Source organism: Thalassotalea mangrovi, assembly GCF_005116735.1.
GTDB lineage: Bacteria > Pseudomonadota > Gammaproteobacteria > Enterobacterales > Alteromonadaceae > Thalassotalea_A > Thalassotalea_A mangrovi.
This window is the reverse complement of sequence record NZ_SWDB01000017.1, coordinates 38,358-56,975: the sequence shown is the minus strand read 5'-3', so window position 1 is coordinate 56,975 and position 18,618 is coordinate 38,358. Positions and strand designations below refer to the sequence as shown.

Annotated in this window: 12 protein-coding genes; 3 read left to right on the top strand and 9 right to left on the bottom strand. The window is 46.8% G+C overall.

Annotated features, from left to right (window positions below):
* Positions 1–5: 5 nt before the first annotated feature.
* The 4 genes from E8M12_RS07770 to E8M12_RS07760 form a co-directional block, all read right to left on the bottom strand.
* Entirely contained in the window at positions 6–869 is an 864-nt protein-coding gene (locus tag E8M12_RS07770) for a glucosaminidase domain-containing protein (protein ID WP_246034056.1), read from the bottom strand.
* 209 nt (positions 870–1,078) lie between these two features.
* Entirely contained in the window at positions 1,079–1,291 is a 213-nt protein-coding gene (locus tag E8M12_RS16305) for a hypothetical protein (protein ID WP_169303071.1), read from the bottom strand.
* A gap of 230 nt (positions 1,292–1,521) precedes the next feature.
* Positions 1,522–2,748 carry a hypothetical protein gene (locus E8M12_RS07765; protein WP_136735522.1) on the bottom strand — a complete coding sequence of 409 codons (1,227 nt, stop codon included), beginning with the start codon at positions 2,746–2,748 and terminating at the stop codon, positions 1,522–1,524.
* A gap of 177 nt (positions 2,749–2,925) precedes the next feature.
* Entirely contained in the window at positions 2,926–3,498 is a 573-nt protein-coding gene (locus E8M12_RS07760) for a MiaE family protein (protein WP_136735521.1), read from the bottom strand.
* Between the two features lie 316 nt (positions 3,499–3,814).
* Between E8M12_RS07760 and E8M12_RS07755 the strand changes: the two genes are divergently transcribed.
* On the top strand, positions 3,815–4,537 hold the full coding sequence (locus E8M12_RS07755) for an SIR2 family NAD-dependent protein deacylase (protein ID WP_136735520.1): 723 nt from the start codon (positions 3,815–3,817) through the stop codon (positions 4,535–4,537).
* A gap of 115 nt (positions 4,538–4,652) precedes the next feature.
* Here the strand turns inward: E8M12_RS07755 and ligA are convergent, their stop codons facing one another.
* The 3 genes from ligA to smc are packed head-to-tail and all read right to left on the bottom strand — an operon-like array spanning position 4,653 to position 11,316.
* Complete coding sequence (ligA, locus tag E8M12_RS07750; protein ID WP_136735519.1) at positions 4,653–6,689, bottom strand: NAD-dependent DNA ligase LigA; 2,037 nt, start codon at positions 6,687–6,689, stop codon at positions 4,653–4,655.
* 46 nt (positions 6,690–6,735) lie between these two features.
* Positions 6,736–7,818 (bottom strand): cell division protein ZipA, encoded by a 1,083-nt coding sequence (gene zipA / locus E8M12_RS07745; protein WP_136735518.1) that lies wholly within the window; start codon positions 7,816–7,818, stop codon positions 6,736–6,738.
* Positions 7,819–7,830: 12 nt separating this feature from the next.
* Positions 7,831–11,316, bottom strand: a complete 3,486-nt coding sequence (smc, locus tag E8M12_RS07740; protein WP_136735517.1) for a chromosome segregation protein SMC — start codon at positions 11,314–11,316, stop codon at positions 7,831–7,833.
* A gap of 150 nt (positions 11,317–11,466) precedes the next feature.
* On the opposite strand from smc, the gene cysZ reads away from it, so the two are divergent.
* Positions 11,467–12,216: a sulfate transporter CysZ gene (cysZ, locus tag E8M12_RS07735; RefSeq protein WP_136735516.1), complete on the top strand. Its 750-nt coding sequence runs from the start codon at positions 11,467–11,469 to the stop codon at positions 12,214–12,216.
* Positions 12,217–12,334: 118 nt separating this feature from the next.
* On the opposite strand, the gene E8M12_RS07730 is transcribed toward cysZ, so the two are convergent.
* Positions 12,335–14,827 carry a S9 family peptidase gene (locus E8M12_RS07730; protein ID WP_136735515.1) on the bottom strand — a complete coding sequence of 831 codons (2,493 nt, stop codon included), beginning with the start codon at positions 14,825–14,827 and terminating at the stop codon, positions 12,335–12,337.
* Positions 14,828–15,109: 282 nt separating this feature from the next.
* Between E8M12_RS07730 and E8M12_RS07725 the strand changes: the two genes are divergently transcribed.
* Positions 15,110–17,338, top strand: coding sequence for a YgiQ family radical SAM protein (locus tag E8M12_RS07725; RefSeq protein WP_136735514.1), 2,229 nt, complete (start codon positions 15,110–15,112; stop codon positions 17,336–17,338).
* A 36-nt stretch (positions 17,339–17,374) separates the two neighbouring features.
* On the opposite strand, the gene E8M12_RS07720 is transcribed toward E8M12_RS07725, so the two are convergent.
* Positions 17,375–18,226 (bottom strand): glycosyltransferase family 2 protein, encoded by an 852-nt coding sequence (locus E8M12_RS07720; protein ID WP_136735513.1) that lies wholly within the window; start codon positions 18,224–18,226, stop codon positions 17,375–17,377.
* Positions 18,227–18,618 lie beyond the last annotated feature (392 nt).

Sequence of the window (18,618 nt, the reverse complement as noted above, 5' to 3'; positions counted from 1 at the left end):
AAAAATTAACGACCGACCTGGGCAATACTGAACGCTACTGGCATATCGGCAAGATAAGCGCGATCGAAGTATTGTAGATCGTTATAAGAAATCAGGCCGCGAATGCTGAGGGTATAAGCTTCTCCCCGTTCAGAATATTCGGTCAGCGTATCAACCAGATCTAAACCGGTGATCGCCTGGCCCGTCTCTCTTAATTGCTGACGCAGTGCCCGAAACTCCTGATAGGCACCGACCGTATTTAAATTCAGCATATAGCCACGAACCGATGCCAACGGGCTGGTGAAACGTGCCAGTCCATAATTGCCCAGTTCGCTACGTTGTTGTTTGGGGATCATGCCATTGCCGGAAAAGTCCCACTGACCAAAATATGCATGCCCTTCCAGCGTAAACCTTGAGGTTGCCCAACCACTTTCCTCCGCGGCCTGGGCCAATGCTAATGAAGGCGGGATAATATCTACCCGGGTTAATAGTCGGGCTCTTAATTCCTCATTAAATTGCACCTTGTTATTGGCAATAATCTGGTATTTAACCGCCAGTTCCAGCAGTTTAGGATCGGTAAGCGCCGCAGATTCAACCAGCATCCGTTCTTGTAAAATGGCTTCATTAGACATCAAAATCAGGGGCATCATTAACTTATAAAACAGGGATTTTTTTACCGAAACCGGAAGTCTGCGGGTATCATCGACCCATGAAGGTGACAGGCTTGAAAAGGTGATTCGCGGCACGGCAAGGTTATTGTGATGCCAGTTTAACGGGTGATAATCCAGTAATTCATATAGAGCGAATAGATCATCAATAGAAGCGGTTTCAATAACAACGGAGTTTCGAGCCAGTGCCTGCTCACTGAGCACATCGGCCCGCTGTTGCATTGGGGTAAGCTGGGAACTGGCCTTTACGCTCGTAGCAAACGTAACTGACAATAGTACCAAATAAATGACAAAAGATAGTAGGCGCCCAATCTGGGGAAAGAAATAGCGTGATCCTTGCATTTGTTATTATCTCAATCAAAACGTGTGTTTTTTATTGAGTATAGACGGTATTTTAAAATCTACTGTCGATAAGAAATTCTCAGGTTGGCTTAAATGAGATCAAAATATTGATACCCTTGTCGATACAGATGACAAGCCATTAACAGATCACCTTCGAATTCCAGTCTTTTAGCCCTTTTAAAAAGCTCTCCAATAAACAACAAGTTACCTGCCCTAACCTGCTGAATGACCTGATTGTCATCAAATTGTTGCAGCCATTGGCTGTGCGATTGTCGTGTTACGCAATCTTGACTGGATCCCACAAATAATCTCCTTGTCTGACTGCCTGAAGATAACCTATCTAACAGCACAGATCCTGACAAAGCGAAAATGAAAAACGATCAATCCGGACAATATGAAACAGTTAATTCCAGTTAGCATAAATCATTCAATAATGTGCCTTACGTGGGCTGAATATGAAGTGAGTTAAGTTGTTCTCGGGAGGCGCGCTGGTTCAATAGGCGCTGGGCCTGATTACCCGAGAGACGGGGTGTTACTTATCTTCTGGATGTATTGAGAAAAAAGGATTATTCAGTGCTTCTGACAATGGCATATCTGGCAAACCATTATCGCGAAGTGCATGAATAAACTTTAATGTCTTGAAAGCATCGAACCAGACCATCAATTGCTTACTCACCTGTTGCGCAGAGCTCGACTGTAACTGCGGATTATTAATAAAGGTGAAAAAGCCAATGTCCGTCAATGACTGACGAGTTAGATCGCTAAAACTTTCCAATGCCTGTATCAGTTCAGTTAAATTGCCCTTGCAATGGCTTACCGCATCAAGGAGGCGCTTGAGCTCAACAAATACCTGCGGTTGATAATAAAAATACTCTTTGTTGTCGGTTTGCAGGGCGATGATTTTTTGTACCATGGGTCCGGTTCCAAATGGCACTCTATCTGATACTCGGGCATCGATTTTTATTTGTACAGACGGTTGACTGGTTATGTTACCGAGTTTGGCAACTTTATTGAGTAAGTAAAAGTCTTCACCCGCAGCGCGTTTCGGAAATCCCCGGGCTTTGACGTAAGCCTCGGCTGAGAATGCCAGAATACTGCCTATGGTGTAAAAACTGTATGGGCTACCGGCAAAACGCAATCCCGCCACATAATAGCGCATCGATTGTTCGTAAATCCGATTGGCGGCATCTTCCTGCGCATTATCGCTCTGATGAAAGAAATCAAAAATAATGGCGCTGCTATCAACGCAACTTTGAGGAAGTGCAGCAAAGTAATTATCAGGTAAATGCGCATCGGCATCGGTTGAACGGATCCATGGAGACAAAATCTGCCCGGTTGCAATCAACTGACAAGCGAGATCAGCACCGATTTTGCGAGCCAGCCCGACACCTTGTTTATGCGGAATAGCTTGATTGAAACGATCCACCAAAAGGACATAGCCGCCATTAGTGAGCTGCAAAAGAGAGAGATTATTGTTTTGCCAGAGACAGGTCGCAGAGGCTTTAATATCATCAGCAAGTTGTTGTTGCGGTTGTTTTACGCTGTCAGTATCCGGTTGATTAATCACTGCAATAAGCAAAGCCGTTTGTTCACCTGGGTTGAGCAAATTGAATCGAGTGACAAAATCCAGGCTTTCCTTATACGAGGGGACAACCACCACATGGCTAAATTGCAGTGATTCAGGGAAACCTGCCAACGAGGCTATTTCTGGCTCCGAAAAATTGGCTAAGTATTTGGCGAATAACTTGGTGTCTCGCAAATGATTTCCTTCAATTTTATGCTCTGGGATCATGGGTTATGGAGCTAAGCGATGGGGTCGGGTCTTTACCAGGTTACGGGGGTCAGGTCTTGTTGTAAACGATGGGGTCAGGTCTTGAATTGTGCATTTACTGCAAAATTCAAGACCTGACCCCATCGCCCACCAATTTAGTTACTTTTAATGCAATGCCGCTCGAAATGGTAATTTGGCACAAATTGCGGCCTCAAAATCCAGTACTTCCTCAAGGCGGGCAAATACAGTCTCTTTGTCGAAGTACTCAAGCGCTAATTCCACAAACAAGTTTTTGTGTTTCTCTTCGGATTTAGCGATGGCCACATAGAAATCTTTTTCTTTGCCTGCCGGCAACGCCTCGGCAATCAATGAAAAACGTTCGTGTCCACGTGCTTCGATAACCCCGGCAACCAGCAGTCGGTCAAGAAAGAACACGTCAGAACCGCGACGGAACAGAGTGCGAATTTCATTGATGTAAGGATCTTTTTGATCGTTACCAAGAGTAACATCTCGCTTTTGTAACAGCTTCAATACCTGCTTAAAGTGGATCATCTCTTCGATGGCTAGGTCGGTCATTGCCCGAACCAGATTTTTGCGATCCGGATAGTGAGATAACATCGACATTGCCATACCGGACGCCTTTTTCTCAGCGGCGGCATGATCCTGTAAAAATGCATCAAAGTCTTGCAGAGCGACCTCAGCCCACTCATTCGGTGTCTGGTATTTTAATTCAAACATGGATAATTTTATTAATTAAGGTTTTAAAAATTGCGCATATTCTATAGTGTCCGCCAATCTTGTTCCATAGCCGTAACAGAAAAGACAGATAAGGAGAGTAAGGTTATGATCATGGATGATCGGTATGCCGAAAATGCATGGAGCAATTGCCGAGAGCTTATTTCGGTTGAAGGTGGGAGGTGGAAGAGTAACATGTCAGGGTTGCTAAATTACCTTCCGAAACCTGAAGCCTGAGACCTGCAACCTGATAGGGGATTTGCTAAAGCTTGAGTTTTTGGGTAGTTTCCACGTTATCAACCGTTAACTGAATTAACCTATGGATAATACCTTATACATTACCGGTGCCGGGGTAAGCAGCGAAAGTGGTATTCCAACCTTTCGCGGCGAAGATGGATTATGGACCATCGGCAGTGAAAATTACACGCCACAGGAAATGGCAACACGAGCCATGTACCAAACCAATCCTGTTGAATTTTTATCCTGGTATTATCACCGTTTTGCCACCTACCGCCATCACGGTCCCAACGACGTACACCACTGGCTAGCCGATAAAAACCTGATCACCCAGAATATCGATGGCCTCGATGGCAAGGCTGGAAATCAGAATTATATTGCGATCCATGGCAGGCTCGATCAAATGACGTTATTTCACGAACAAGGACCGGTGGTAGAAAAATTTATGACTCCCTGGGAAGCGGTCGATGAGAACAATATTCAGGAATCTCTGCTGGACGTATTCCGTATCAACCCTTTTTCGAAAACGCCGCTGCTGGACTATTCCTATAAGCCGTTTGTGTTGTTGTTTGATGAATATTACACGGACCTGTATCAAATCGGTGAGGCTCAGCAACGTATGTACGATGCTGAGAGAATGGTCTTTATGGGTACCTCGTTTAGCGTAAACATCACCCAGATGGCACTGCGGGCCGCCATTCACAATGGCATTGAAATTGACATTGTCGACCCCAACCCGGTATCCATCGCTTACGATAAGGTTCGCTATTATCCGATGAAAGCCAGTGAGTACATTCAGCGGTAAAGGCTTCGGTCTTGGGTTTAGGAGCGCCCTGGGGTCAGGTCTTGAATTGTGCATTTACTGCAAAATTCAAGACCTGACCCCATTGCAAAATTCAAGACCTGACCCCATTGCGATGCTACTCGATGCCGTGTTCGCTTAATAATGCCAGTAACTGCTCTTCACTCAGCACTTCAACGCCCAGTTCTGTGGCCTTAGTCAGCTTGGAGCCGGCTTTTTCACCTGCGACCAGGAAATGGGTTTTGGCCGATACACTACCCGATACTTTGGCACCCAGTGATTGCAGGTGAGCTTTGGCTTCATTTCGCCCCATCTGACTTAGGGTACCGGTTAACACGAATGTCTGGTCTTTTAATGGCAATTCGCCATCCTGTTTTACTTCGATATCCGGCCAGGTAACGCCAACACCAAGCAATTGCACAATAACTTGCTGATTATGCTCTTCGCTGAAAAAGTGCAGGATATTATTCGCAACCACCTCACCGACATCAGCAACCGCCATCAACTGTTCCAGGTTTGCCGCCTGTACCGCCTCAAGTGTGCGAAAATGTTGAGCCAGGTTTGCCGCGGTGGCTTCCCCAACCTCGCGAATACCCAAGGCATAGATAAACTTAGCCAAGGTGGTGTGTTTCGCTTTTTGCAGCGCCGCAAGTATATTATCGGCGGATTTTACTCCCATCCGTTCCAGCGTACACAACTGGGTTTGATTCAGTGTAAACAAGTCCGCCGGAGTTTTGATCAGGCCTTCATCAACCAATTGTTCAACCAGTTTATCGCCAAGGCCATCGATATCTAACGCCTTACGGGATGCAAAGTGTTTGATTGCCTCTTTTCGTTGCGCCGCACAGAACAAACCTGCGGTACAACGCAATACCGCTTCGCCGACGGGTCGGTCGACCGCGGAATCACAAACCGGGCAGGTTTGTGGAAAAACAATATCGCGGGCATCGTCACCACGTTCAGCAATAACCACACTGACAATTTGCGGGATTACATCGCCGGCCCTGCGAACAATGACAGTGTCATTGATTTTCAATCCCAGGCGTTCGATTTCGTCCTGATTATGCAAGGTTGCGTTCGAGACGGTGACGCCGCCAACAAATACCGGCTGTAAACGCGCAACCGGAGTTATTGCCCCTGTGCGCCCTACCTGAAATTCTACGTCTGTCAGGCGGGTTAATTCTTCCTGGGCCGGAAACTTATATGCGGTTGCCCAACGCGGTGCCCGGGCGACAAAGCCCAATTGTTGTTGCTGGGCAATACTATCAACTTTAAGCACCACACCATCAATCTCGTAGCTCAGCTGGTCACGTCTTGACAGGATGTCCTGGTAAAAGGCAACACAATCTTCGGCAGCGTCAACGGCGCGGATTTCAGGACAAACCGGTAACCCTAACTCTTTTAAGCGCATCAGTCGCTGATAATGACTCGCAGGTAGCCAGTCATCACCATTTTCAACAAATCCCACGCCATAGGCATAAAATGCCAGATTGCGTTTGGCGGTAATTTTTGAGTCTAACTGACGCAGGGAACCGGCAGCGGCATTACGCGGATTGGCAAAGGTCTTTTCGCCCTTTTTTATCGCCTGTTCATTAAGCGCTTCAAAGCTCGCTTTCGGCATAAACACTTCACCGCGAACTTCAAACACCGCAGGAATGTCATCGCCGCGTAAACGAAGGGGAATAGAATTAATAGTGCGCACATTTTCAGTAATGTTTTCACCTACTGCGCCGTCACCACGAGTGGCCGCCTGCACCAAAATACCATTTTCATAACGCAAACTAACCGCCAGACCATCGAGCTTTGGTTCACAACAAAATGCCAAAGCTCCGGCAACGCCGAGGCGATCGCGGATACGAGAAATAAATCCTTGCCATTCTTTGTCATCAAACACATTATCCAGCGATAACATCGGGATTTGATGGGTAACCTGGCTAAACGATTTTAATGCCTCACCACCAACTTTCTGTGATGGCGAATCGGATTGTTTTAACTGCGGGTATTGCTGTTCAAGATCTTTGAGTTCGCGCATCAGCCTATCGTAGTGACTGTCCGGAACCGTTGGTGCATCCAATACGTAATATTGATAATTGTATTCGTGAAGCTGGCTAATAATGTCAGCCATCTGCTGTTCAATTTGAGATAGATCAGGCATATTTTTCGGTCACTAATAAAAAGCCTCCATTGGAGGCTTAATCAGGTTAAACGTTGGCAATTCGACTTTTTCGGTCAAACTCGCGAATTTTGGTTAGGTAATGTTGTTCCGTCTGTCGGGTCATCACACTGCGCTGACCATCAAGTACCTGGCCACCAAATTCACTGGCAAGCTGCTTCGCTGCTGATAGCATTAACTTAAATACTTTGGTCGGATCACCGGCATTTGGTAGCGTCATAAACAACGTCAGACCAGTGGTGGCAAAGTTTTCCATATGATCGAGGTCAAAGGTCCCAGGATTTATCATGTTTGCCAGGGAAAAGTGGATTGGCCCTTTACCGGAATTATCCTGATGGCGATGGAAAATGTTCATTTCACCATATTTCATTCCCAGGGTCAGCAGGCTAGGCAGTAAGGCCGCACCAGAAATTAACTGATTTTGTCCCGCGACAACACTGATCGCCAACACTTCCTGCTCAATCTCTGCCGATTGGTTTTGCTTTTCCTGATCAGCAAAATCGATTTCCATCTGGTCGCGACGAATTTCCGCTTTGGTCTTTTCGGTGCGGCGCTCAGCCTGGGAACTTTCAGCAAACACAGGTTCTTCCGCTAAAACGGGCTCTTCCTGTTGAGAAAAGTCCGGCTCCTGAAATTTAATTGCACTGCTGCTTTTAGGTTCCGCATAATTTTCGAAAATGCGCTCCATCTCTGCCATGGCAGGTTCGCTTGCGCTATTGTAATCGGCGTCGTAGCTGCCTTCATAGTCCTGTTGCACAGAGCTTGAGGTATGCTCGATATCCAGATCATCATATTTACCGGCAGTCGATTCCTGCTGTTGTTGTGTGGTTGCACGAACCGGAGTTTGAACGTCAGCATCGAAAGAGGCCGAGCTTTGCATCGGCTCGCTATGAGCATTGGATACCACCCGGGTGGCACCAACGCCATCCTGATCGAAGCCAGATTGATCAAACATCCGCTCATCTTTGTGATCGTTTGTCTCAGTCACAGAGCTTTTTAATTTATAGGGATTTTTGCGGTCTTTACGCAACGTGTACATACCGTGAATACACAATCCGGTAATCGCTGCCACACTGATTAATAGGAGAATAAGTCTTAAATTAAATTCCATGTTTAAGCCTTTTTATGATGCTTGAGCCATTGCCACGGCTTCTTCGATATCAACGGCAACCATCCGTGAAACACCCGGTTCATGCATAGTAACACCGGTTAAATGAGTCGCCATTTCCATCGCAATTTTATTGTGACTGATATAGATAAACTGTACCGTTTTCGACATTTCCTTGACCAACTTACAAAAGCGCTCAACGTTGGCGTCGTCTAACGGTGCATCGACCTCATCCAGCATACAAAATGGCGCTGGATTAAGGCGGAAAATTGCAAATACCAATGATAAAGCGGTTAGCGCTTTTTCACCACCAGAAAGTAAGTGAATCGTACTATTTTTTTTGCCTGGCGGTCTAGCCATGATGGTAACACCAGTGTCAAGCAAATCTTCCCCGGTCAGGTCCAGATAAGCGCTACCACCACCAAACACTTTTGGAAACAGACTCTTAAGGTCGTCATTGACCTGATCAAAGGTCTGTTTGAACTTGGCTCGACTTTCCCGGTCAATTTTATTGATGGCATTCTCTAACGTTGCCAGCGCATCTTCGAGATCGTCATTTTGTTTATCGAGGAAGCCCTTGCGTTGTTGCTGCAATTCATACTCTTCAATCGCCGCCAGGTTTATTGCCCCCAGACCATCAACGTCTTTGCTGATCCTGGCCAGTTTAATTTGCCATTGGTTTTCTTTGGCATCCAACGGTAACTGTTGCAATACGTCTTTCAGGGGTTGTTGTAATTCCTCTAGCTGTTCAATCGCCGTCGTTGCTTTTATTCGGTAGGTTTCACCATCGAGGGTGATTTTCGCCATTTTATCTTTTAGCTGGGCAATGTTATTGGTCAATACCTGCTGGCTTTGGTTAAACCTGAGAATTTCTTCATTGGCCTGGGCCTGGTGCTGATGCAACTGTTGCTGCTGTTGCTCCAGTTCAGAGCTTAATTGTAGCTTGTGCTGTAACTGTTCCTGGTCATCAAGCAGCGGCATTTCCAGCTCTTGTTGAGCCAGCTGTAATTCCTGCTGTTGTTCCGTAGAAAACTGAATTTGTTCTTCGATACGCTGGATCATCAGGGCTGAATTATTGATCGTCGATACCAGTTGCTCGCGTTTTACCAAGCGTTGTTGCAACTGCTGATTCAGGCTTTGCATCCGACTTTGCCACTGTTGCAGCTCCTGGGCACTGTTAGTGCGCTGTAACTCCAGGGAATCGCCTCCTTCAGCAAAGTCCAGCAACTGTTGCGCCAGTTCTTCCTCGCTAAACAGCAAGGTTTCCAATGCTTCGGACTGATCATCAAAACTGGCCTGTAATCCCGCCAATTCATCATTAATGCTGTCAGCCTGCTGTTGCATCATAGTCAGTTCCTGACTGACCAGCTGCAACTCATGTTGTTTCTGGTTGAGCGACTGCTGTACCTGGCGGCATTCCCCCTCAAGCGTTGCATGATCAGACTGCACCTGCTCTGCGGATACTTTTGCCTGGGCCACCTGGGTTTCGATTGTTTGCTCAATATGTCGCTGCTGGGTAAGGTCTTTATCCAGTTCCAGCAGTTTATTTTGCCGGGCCAGTTGGCCTGATTCCCCCTGCAATACGCCTTTTTGCAACCATTGTTTTGAAAACCATAAGCCCTCAGGACAGATCACAGATTGCCCTTCCTGCAAATCGGAGATTTTCATCCGCGCCTGTTGCTCGTTGTCGGCAATCAGGACGTTGGCAAGCATTACCCGAATCGGATGATCGTTGAGAATTTGCGCGCTTAACGTGCCGGGGACCGAATGACTTTGTTGGCAGTTATTGGAGTCCAAGTACAAAGCTCCCTGCTCTGGAGCGAAGCTTTCCGGCAATTGCGCTACGACATCGGCCTCCAGCCAATGGCCCAGGACCATTTCTACCGCCAACTCCCAGCCTTTTGCAACCGAAAACTGTTGCAATAATCGGGCGTTACTTGTTAGGCCTTGTTGCGACAAAAAGTTTTGCTGTTTTCGTTGCCAGTCATTACTGCCACTCGCCACTTGCTGCAAAGCCTCGATTTGCGATTCCAGGCGCGCGATCACTTGCTGGTGTTGTTGTAACTGAGTGCTAGCCTGCTGAAAATGTTCTTTTTTCGCCGATGCCTGCGCACTATGCGTCGATAAACCTGACTGTACCTTCCTAAGCTGATTCTCAAGGGCAGACACATGCTGGGTCAGCTCGCTTTTCCTGGTTATCAGGCTTGCTAAATCAACCTTGCCTTGTTGTTCGGTTAATTTATCGCGACGCTGGTTAAGTTGCGTCAGCTGTTGTCGATGCGACTCAATCTGCGATTTTACTACCTGATGTTTTTGCAGCAGTTGGTGTTTTTGTTGTTGATACTCCTGCCATTGATCCTGCCAGGATTGCTGTTGCTCACTGACTCGGTCCGCTTGTTCACGTGCTTGCTCAAGCTGCATTTCCAGCTCTTCAATTTCCGGTTCAAGCGCCGACAATTCCTCATCAAGCTGCACCCGGCGATCGCGTTCCTGTATTAATTGCTGTTGATTCTCCCGAGCCCGGATCTGCAGTTTATCCAAATCCTGCTGTAGCGATAACTTACGCTGCCTGGCATGCTTGATGGCTTCTTCCAGGCGGGTAATGTCAGTGCTCAAGGTTAACTTTTTCTGGTTCAGGGTATGCAGCTCACTGCTGCTTTGCTCCTGCGCCTGGCGGGCTTTGACAATACTTAAGTCGCGCTGGCTTTGCTCGGCATTGAGTTGCTCAAGTTGAACCTGGAGTTTTTGCTCGTCGGTTTTCAAAGCATCGAGTTTATTTTGACAATGCTGCCAGCGAATCGCGGCAATTTGCGCTTTTAACAGGCGCTCCTGCTGCTTCAATTCTTTATAGCGTATCGCCGCCTGTGACTGGCCATGCAGCTTTTCTAACTGGTTGTGCAATTCATGGCGAATATCGGTAAGCCGGGAAAGGTTTTCCCGGGTGGCGCGGATACGGTTTTCCGTTTCCCGCCGACGCTCTTTGTATTTAGACACGCCCGCCGCCTCTTCAATGAAGATACGCAGGTCCTGCGGTTTCGATTCGATCAGGCGCGATATCATGCCCTGCTCAATAATGGCATAACTGCGCGGACCTAAACCGGTGCCCAGGAAAATATCGGTAATATCTTTACGACGGCATTTACTGCCATTCAAATAGTAGGTGTTCTGGCTGTCGCGGTTAACAACCCGGCGAATGGATATTTCGGTACGGTCTGCCATCGAACCGCTGATGCGTTGTTGTTCATTGTCGAACACTAACTCGACGCTCGCCTGCCCGGTCGGTTTACGGGCGGTAGAACCGTTGAAGATGACATCGGTCATCGAGTCACCACGTAAATTTTTGGCTGAGCTTTCTCCAAGTACCCAGCGCACCGCATCAATAATATTGGACTTACCGCAGCCGTTTGGACCAACAATGGCAGTCATCTCCTGAGGGAATGGCACATTAGTGACATCCACAAAGGATTTAAAACCGGCTAATTTGATCTTTTTTAAGCGCATTTACTCTTATTATTGAAAAGCAGTCCAACTAGTTATCGATAATACCTGAATCCGGAAAATATTGAAGTGCTTTGTAACACTTATTAGGTTGCTAACACCCGGTGGTTTTGGTTTAAGATAATCATATTATTGAAGTATTCAGGAATAAACATGAATCAGGACCATATTCAACAATCGACCGCGCAAAGCGGTGCCGGTTATTTTATCCAGGGCTTTCGACTCATTAGAACCAAAGGCATTCGCCGTTATGTATTTGTCCCTTTGCTGGTGAACCTACTGCTGTTTGCCTTTGCTTTTTACCAGTTAAGTTTTTATATCGACGAATGGATTGTCCAGCTTGAGGCTTGGCTACCAAGGGCTTTGAGCTGGCTAATCGTTATTGTCGAACCGCTGATTTATATTGCCAGCATTATTGCCGCCTCATTTGTATTCTCTACGGTGGCAAACTGGCTGGCGGCTCCTTTCAATGGTTTGCTGTCAGAGAAAATTGAGCAGCACCTTACCGGCCAGCCCCTGTCTGATGGCGGATTTGTCGATATTATTAAAGATGTGCCAAGAACCCTGAGCCGAGAGTGGCGTAAGCTCATGTATTATATTCCCCGGGCTTTGGGATTTTTTCTGATATTCCTGTTTGTGCCCTTCGTCGGACAATTGATTTGGTTTGCGTTTATCGCCTGGATGATGGCGATTCAATACTGCGATTATCCCTTTGATAACCACAAAATTGATTTTCAGACCATGCGTTCAAGTCTGAGCGCACAACGTGGTAAGTGTTTTAGCTTTGGCCTGACGGTGTCTTTATTTGCCATCATTCCGGTACTGAACCTGGTGCTGATGCCGGTCGCCATCTGCGGTGCCACCGCCATGTGGGTCGACCATTTCCGCCGCGATTTTACCTAAACAATAAAACACCAATAAATACGCAAGGGTCAGGGATTGTCGATACAATCACCTGACCCTATTTATAAAAAATATAGACTAAGACAGTAACTAACAAACTGTCTTATTTATCTCTGCATTACAAGGTTTCTTCAAACAACTTAAAGATACGACGATATTCATTTAACCAGCTGCTAGGTTGCACAAAACCATGCGGTTCCACCGGATAAATAGCGGTTTCGAAGTCTTCTTTTTCCAGTTCAATTAATCGTTGCACCAAACGCACCGTATCCTGGAAGAACACGTTGTCGTCAATCATCGGGGCATTAATCAATAGTGGTTTTTCCAATCCTTCGGCAAAATAAATCGGCGAGCTACGCTCATAGGCAATGGCATCATCGCCCGGCATATTAAGAATATTTGAGGTATAGCCATGGTTGTAATAAGCCCAATCGGAAACCAGGCGCAGTGCCGAACCTGAAGCAAAAACTTCTGGCTCCTTGAACATCGCCATTAAGGTCAGGAAGCCACCGTAAGAGCCGCCATAGACGCCAACTTTGTTACGATCGACACCCGCATTTTCCACCAACCAGTCAACACCGCTCAGCATATCCTGAACTTCCGGCTCGCCCATATGGCGATAGATGGCGGTGCGCCAGTCGCGACCGTAACCTTTTGAGGCTCGATAATCCATGTCGATCACCGTGTAACCTTGCTGAACTAACATCGAATGGAACATAAACTCACGGAAATAGCCTGACCAGCCAAGGTGTGAGTTCTGCAGGTAGCCAGCCCCATGGACGAACATCACCGCTTTGTTTTCGCCACCTTGACCGTCAAGGGCATCGCCCTGGTATACGCGAGAAAAGACACCTTGCTTACTATGCTTTGAAGGCACTTCAACAATACTCGGCGCTACCCATGGCATCGCTTTAAACTCATCAGAAACCGTAAACGTTAGCTGTCGGGCTTTCTCTTGTGAGCCTAATTCCTTGATGTATAGCTCTGGCGGCATGGTCGTGGTTGAGTGCTCGACCAGCAATTTGCTTTGATCCGGTGACAAGGCATACTGGTTCATACCACCCAGGTCGGTCAATGCTTCGATATCACCTCCATTGCGCCCTACCCGGTAAATTTCATAGATACCCGGATGCTTAACATTGGCCTGGAAGTAAAAACTATCCTGATTTTTGCCAACCGTAACGTCACGCACTTCATACTTACCGGACGTTAACGCTGTGGCTTTACCATCAACCGGCTTAACGTATAAATGAGAATAACCCGACTCTTCCGACAAATAATAAAGGCTGGCTGAATCCTGCAACCAACCAAATTCATTGAATTCCCAATTGATCCAGGCGTCATCATGCAGTCGATGCTGATTAACCAGCTGCTTTTCTTCAAAGTCGATGGTGGCAATCCAGCGATCTTTGTTATCCCAGGCTTCCATCATCACAGCAACCTGCGAGCCGTCAGGATGCCACTTGATGCTGTCAGAGAAGCTCATTAAGTGAATATTACGCGGCGACTTTTTCGATTCGTAGGTCTTGCCTTCGCGGGCATAGTTTTCCTTGCGAACATCGGCAAGTACATCGTCTTCGAAGCCATCCAGGGTATCGTAACCCAGAAGGTACTGAGCATTATATTGCAGGTCGAGAAGGTACAGCTGTTCCGAGTACTGGCGGTTATCCGCTACCCTACGGCGCGCTGGTACCGAAGCAATATTGCCATCATCGGTGATGTAATTTGGCATGATATCCGATTCACTGCGCCAGTTTTCATCATCACTGGTACTTACTACCAGATATCGGGCATCCGGAGACAGTTTGGCCTGCACGATTCGCTTATCTTTACCAAAATAGAAAACCGCTTTATTGATGGTATCGTTTTCGGCGCGGAGATCATTGTTTTTCTGGTTTTGCAATGCCTTGTTGCGCTGTTGCAGGGCAACATAATCAATCAGTTTATTTTGTTCCTGAGCCAGGTAACTGCTGCTATCATCACCTGACTTTGGCGTATCCGTCATTTGCAGGTTGGCTAATTCAACCACCTGAAAACTGTTCAGGTCGAGTGCATAAAAACTGTTCCCGGAACGATAGGCAATACGATCGTCAGACAAAAACTGTACTGATGATTCCTTGTCCGTGGTGAACGTCAGTTGCTGAATCGATGCTTTTTGCAGATCTTTTAAGAATACGTTGCCTTCAAAAGTATACAGTTCCTTGTTACCGTCTTTTGACACTATAGCATTGCTATCCGCATACTTGTGCAACTCTGCCAGGCCTACAACCTGTCCCTGACGGTCATCAAGGCCATGAATATATAGGTCTCTAACCGGGTTGCCCTGGCGTTTTTGCAGGTACATTACCTGGTCACTATTATCACCCCAGTACCAGTTAGTTGGCGTGCGAGCAATCCAGTCAGGATCAGACATGATCTTTTCCATGGTGATCACATTGCTGTTGCCAGCCAGTTGGCTATTATCAGCCTGTACAATTGGAGTCAGCTCAACATTTTCAACCTGGCTGGCACCTGCAGTATTGGTTTGCGAGCTGGCACACGCTTGTAAACCAAGCACGATTGATGCAACCAGGGCAGTATGCCTGATGCTAAATCGGTTAACTTTTGTCATCGAATTCCCATTTATTAGAATTAATTAAGCTCTCATTTAACCAAAAACTTAGTTACAAGAGCAATGAGAACTTATTGATTTCGGTTAATTGCCAATATATACAGGATAAATCGCAGGTCAAATGCCTTGTCATACCAATCCCATTAAATTATTGCTCACTCAGTGAGAATTTAATGGGATTGGTATCAACTGCCTCAGGACATTGAACAAATGTAAAAACACAATACCCTGCGACCCGCGTTTGCTATAATGCCTCACTGTTTTTACCTCGACGCGAAAATTATGATCCCACAAGCTAACGTTGCACTATTTGACTATCCCAAATATTGGGCCGAATGTTATGGCACGGCCCCGTTTCTGCCAATGAGCCGCAAAGAAATGGATGACCTGGGTTGGGATAGTTGTGACATCATCCTGGTGACCGGCGATGCCTACGTGGACCACCCTAGTTTCGGTATGGCGGTGATCGGTCGGATGCTGGAATCTCAGGGCTTTCGCGTTGGCATTATTGCCCAGCCTGACTGGCATGCGAAAGAATCGTTTATGGCGTTGGGTAAGCCGAATTTATTTTTCGGAGTCACGGCTGGCAACATGGACTCGATGATTAACCGCTACACGGCGGAAAGACGCCTGCGCCATGACGATGCCTACAGCCCCGACAATGAAGGCGGAAAACGGCCGGATCGCGCCGTATTGGTTTACTCGCAACGTTGTAAAGAAGCCTACAAAGATGTGCCTGTCGTACTGGGTGGAATTGAAGCCAGCCTGCGTCGTATCGCTCATTATGATTACTGGTCAGATAAAGTGCGACGTAGCGTTATTTTTGATGCCAAGGCCGATTTACTGATTTATGGTAATGCTGAACGTCCGTTAGTAGAAGTCGCACATCGCATTGCCCGCGGTGAAGCGGTGAGCGAAATGACCGATGTCCGCGGTACCGCCTTTATTACCAAACAAGCTCTGCCCGGATGGCGTGGCGTTGACTCAAGAAGCATTGATCGACCAGGAAAAATCGATCCGATACCCAGCCCTTATCAGGATATGTCAGCGCCAACGTGCGCCAGTGATGAAAATACCAGCAATAGTGATTCAGCTGTACAGACGGTAGACGTGTCAAAAGAAGCGGTACCGATTCAAATCAGCGACTATCAGAACAAGAGCTGGGATAAACGCCACAAGCCGTGGGAAAACACCTACGTAAAACTGCCAAGCTTTGAACAGGTCAGTAATAACAAAGTGTTATATGCCCATGCGTCGCGAATTTTCCATCAGGAAGTAAATCCAGGTAGTGCCCGGGCGCTGTTGCAAAGCCATGGTGATCGTTCGATTTGGCTAAACCCTCCGGCCTACCCACTCAGTGAGTCGGAAATGGACGGTGTATTTGGCCTGCCTTATGCGCGTGTACCTCATCCAAGCTATGGCGATGCCAAAATTCCCGCCTACGATATGATTAAAACCTCAATCAATATTATGCGAGGCTGTTTTGGCGGCTGTTCATTTTGTTCAATCACCGAGCATGAAGGCCGAATCATCCAGTCTCGTTCGGAGCAATCCATTATCGATGAGATTGAAGATATCAAACAAAAAGTGCCGGGGTTTACCGGGGTGATTTCCGATTTAGGTGGCCCGACGGCAAACATGTATAAATTGCGCTGTAAAAGTCCGAAAGCGGAAGCGACCTGTCGCCGCCCATCCTGTGTATGGCCGGATATTTGTGGTCATATGGATACCGATCATACTCCAACAATAAACCTGTACCGTAAAGCGCGTAAGGTAAAAGGGATCAAAAAAGTCCTGATTGCCTCAGGCGTACGATACGATTTGGCAATTCAGGACCCGGAATATGTGAAGGAACTGGCCACCCACCATGTTGGTGGTTACCTGAAAATTGCGCCTGAACACACGGAAGATGGCCCGTTAGCGAAAATGATGAAACCCGGAATGGGCACCTATGATAAATTCAAGGAAATGTTCGACCATTACTCAAAACTGGCGGGCAAAAAACAGTATTTGATCCCCTACTTTATTTCGGCTCACCCAGGTACGACCGACGAAGACATGATCAACCTGGCCCTATGGTTGAAACGCCATAATTTTAAACTGGATCAGGTACAGAACTTTTACCCGTCGCCATTGGCGAATGCGACCACCTTGTATCATACCGAAATCGATTCACTGTCGAAGATTCGCAAAAATTCGGCGTCGGTACCGGTTGCTAAAGGTGGCCGACAACGTCGTCTGCACAAGGCAATATTGCGATATCACGATCCGGCGAACTGGCCGATCATTCGTGAAGCGCTGCAAAAGAAAGGATTGGCTCGTAAATTGATTGGTACCGGTCCGGAACACCTGGTACCTCCCGAGACACGAAAAGAGAAAAGCCTGCAATACCGACAGGGTAAAAACAACGCCAGTGGATTTAAAACCTCTCCAGGTCAGAATACCAGGCGCAAGAGCAAGCCAGGTCAGCAGGGATTAACGCGATTTAGCAAAAATCAGTTCAAGCGCTAAGCATTGCTACCGGGAAGGCAATCAATGACACCCGGTTCAGCCGACACGGTAGCGAAGTTTGCACTGATAATAGACCGCGAGCAGCGAATTCTTAGCTGCTCGCAACAAATATTCGGCGGCTTGTTTATATTCACCGCTGGTGGTTGATTGCCGGCTCAATACCATACATATTTGCCTTTTATACTGACTCAGCTGTATTTTTTTCATCTGGTTCTGAACCAGGTTCAAACACTCATTAACAAGCTGCAATAGCGCTAAATCATCGACGTCACCGTCAGTTCGCGCATCATTAGCACCTTCAGTGGTCATCATCGGTAACCCTGCAATCCGCCCATAGCTCAAACAATGAAAATACAACCTTGCTTTTGCACTTTGCCAGTTATTGCCAACCAAGCCTGCACTTTGTTTTACTACGTTGGTTTTAAATAGGGTTATAGCCAGCGGAAGTGGAGCGTATTCGCCAACCGACGAAAATGTGGCAAGCTGATAGTCAGAATCAGCCAGATTGAACTCAGTGAATTTATCTTTACCTGCAGCAATCTTACCAACGCAAGCGACCAATAACGGGTTACTTGACATTGCCTTATATTGGCAGGCAAGTTTCCCCGGATGCCAGAACTGCTCACATTGATGAAAAATAATGTACTCGGCGCTGGCCATATAGAGGCCGATGTTACAAAGCTCGCTTAGATGTCGAGTGTTGGCCTGGACATAGGTAATTTTATCCTGGTAGCAGTACAAAACTTCCTGGCATTCGGGCGAACCGGAGCCATCAATGACAATAATTTCAACATCCGAAAATGTTTGTTCCAGAACGGTATCAAGGGCGCTGATTATCGAGCCATGATGAGATTGAACAGGTAATACGATTGAAATTTTAGGTTCCATTGCGATTTAGTAATTGGTTGAGTTGATCTAATCCATACCTCACCTCTTCCTTTGGGGTTACCATAACGACACATCATTTGTTTTCGCCGTCACTGATTGCTACCTTTTAACAAGGTATTCCCCTCACTGCTTGTGTTACTACATGCGACACTGTTCAAAAACGGACCCTGCAAAAACGACAGGCAATGCAACCACACTTGGTTCGGTTACCGCATCAGCCTGGTGAAGTCGTTCTCAACAGCGCATGTAAATCCGTATAAAACCGCTTCCAATTAAACCTTATGACTTTATTAATATAGCAACATCACGCAATATAACAATGCGCTATTTACACATCGAAACCCGCAATGCAGTGCTAACTAAGGGGTCCGAGATGAAATGATTAAAGTTAG

Coding starts and splice junctions, on each gene's coding strand:
- cysZ (WP_136735516.1), top strand. CDS start 11,467: ATGAATCAGGACCATATTCAACAATCGACCGCGCAAAGCGGTGCCGGT.
- ligA (WP_136735519.1), bottom strand. CDS start 6,689: ATGCCTGATCTATCTCAAATTGAACAGCAGATGGCTGACATTATTAGC.
- zipA (WP_136735518.1), bottom strand. CDS start 7,818: ATGGAATTTAATTTAAGACTTATTCTCCTATTAATCAGTGTGGCAGCG.
- E8M12_RS07760 (WP_136735521.1), bottom strand. CDS start 3,498: ATGTTTGAATTAAAATACCAGACACCGAATGAGTGGGCTGAGGTCGCT.
- E8M12_RS07720 (WP_136735513.1), bottom strand. CDS start 18,226: ATGGAACCTAAAATTTCAATCGTATTACCTGTTCAATCTCATCATGGC.
- smc (WP_136735517.1), bottom strand. CDS start 11,316: ATGCGCTTAAAAAAGATCAAATTAGCCGGTTTTAAATCCTTTGTGGAT.
- E8M12_RS07770 (WP_246034056.1), bottom strand. CDS start 869: ATGCAACAGCGGGCCGATGTGCTCAGTGAGCAGGCACTGGCTCGAAAC.
- E8M12_RS07725 (WP_136735514.1), top strand. CDS start 15,110: ATGATCCCACAAGCTAACGTTGCACTATTTGACTATCCCAAATATTGG.
- E8M12_RS07730 (WP_136735515.1), bottom strand. CDS start 14,827: ATGACAAAAGTTAACCGATTTAGCATCAGGCATACTGCCCTGGTTGCA.
- E8M12_RS07755 (WP_136735520.1), top strand. CDS start 3,815: ATGGATAATACCTTATACATTACCGGTGCCGGGGTAAGCAGCGAAAGT.